This is a genomic window from Caballeronia mineralivorans PML1(12) (assembly GCF_001028175.1).
GTDB classification, from domain to species: domain Bacteria; phylum Pseudomonadota; class Gammaproteobacteria; order Burkholderiales; family Burkholderiaceae; genus Caballeronia; species Caballeronia mineralivorans.
Window position 1 is genome coordinate 1 of the sequence record NZ_AEJF01000356.1, and the last position, 1,166, is coordinate 1,166.

Below are 1,166 nucleotides of genomic sequence, written 5' to 3' on the forward strand. Positions count from 1 at the left end.
TAGTGTCCTGTCCCGCAAATAACTGGCATTAGTTTTGCGTGCTCATGCGGTATTTTTCTGGTGGAGATATCGACATGACGATGGGCAGGCCGAAGACCGAACTGGTGTTGACCGAAGACGAGCGATCGCAGTTGCAGTCGTTTGCGAAGAGTCGCTCGTTGCCTTCGGCCCTCAGTGACAGGGCTCGCATTGTTTTGAGCAGCGCTGACGGCGAAGCCAACAACTCGATCGCGCAACGGCTGAAACTCACCAATGCCACGGTGGGCAAGTGGCGCAGGCGCTTCATTGAACGCCGCATTGCTGGCCTCTACGACGACGTTCGCCCTGGCAAGCCACGCACGATCGATGACGAAAGCGTGGCGCAATTGATCAGGATGACGTTGCACACAAAGCCAGCCGATGGAGCCACGCATTGGAGTGTGCGCTCCGTGGCCGCCGAGACCCGCATTTCCAAGAGCAGCGTGCAGCGCTACTTCCAACTCTTCGGGCTGCAGCCGCACCGCACCGAAAGCTTCAAGTTGTCGAACGATCCGTTCTTCATCGAGAAACTACGCGACATCGTTGGCCTCTATCTGAGCCCGCCCGACAACGCCTTGGTCATCTGCGTCGACGAGAAGAGTCAGTGCCAGGCACTCGAGCGTACGCAGCCGATGCTGCCTATGGGTTTCGGCTACGTCGAAGGCGTCACTCACGACTATAAGCGCCATGGCACCACCACGCTGTTTGCTGCGCTGAACGTGCTCAACGGAGCCGTGCTCGCTACCTGCAAGGAGCGGCATCGCCATCAGGAATTTCTGTCGTTCTTGCGTGAGATTGACAAATCGGTGCCGGCTGATCTGGACATCCATTGCATCGCTGACAACTACGCCACGCATAGCCATCCGAAGATCAAGGCATGGCTGGCGACGCGCCCACGTTGGCACATGCACTTCATCCCGACCTACAGTTCCTGGCTGAATCAAGTGGAACGTTTCTTCGCGCTGATCACCGACAAGGCCATCCGCCGTGGCTCATTCACCAGCGTCAAGCAACTCGTTCAACGCATCGATCATTTCGTCGATTCATACAACGAGAAGTGCCAGCCATTTCGATGGACAGCCACCGCGGACTCAATTCTCGAAAAACTCCATCGACTTTGCTCACGTATTACCGGGACAGGACACTAG

The 1,166-nt window shown here is 56.9% G+C and carries 1 protein-coding gene; it reads left to right on the forward strand.

Annotated features, from left to right (window positions below):
• Positions 1 to 74: 74 nt before the first annotated feature.
• Positions 75 to 1,166 carry an IS630 family transposase gene (locus EOS_RS43000; protein WP_047898348.1) on the forward strand — a complete coding sequence of 364 codons (1,092 nt, stop codon included), beginning with the start codon at positions 75 to 77 and terminating at the stop codon, positions 1,164 to 1,166.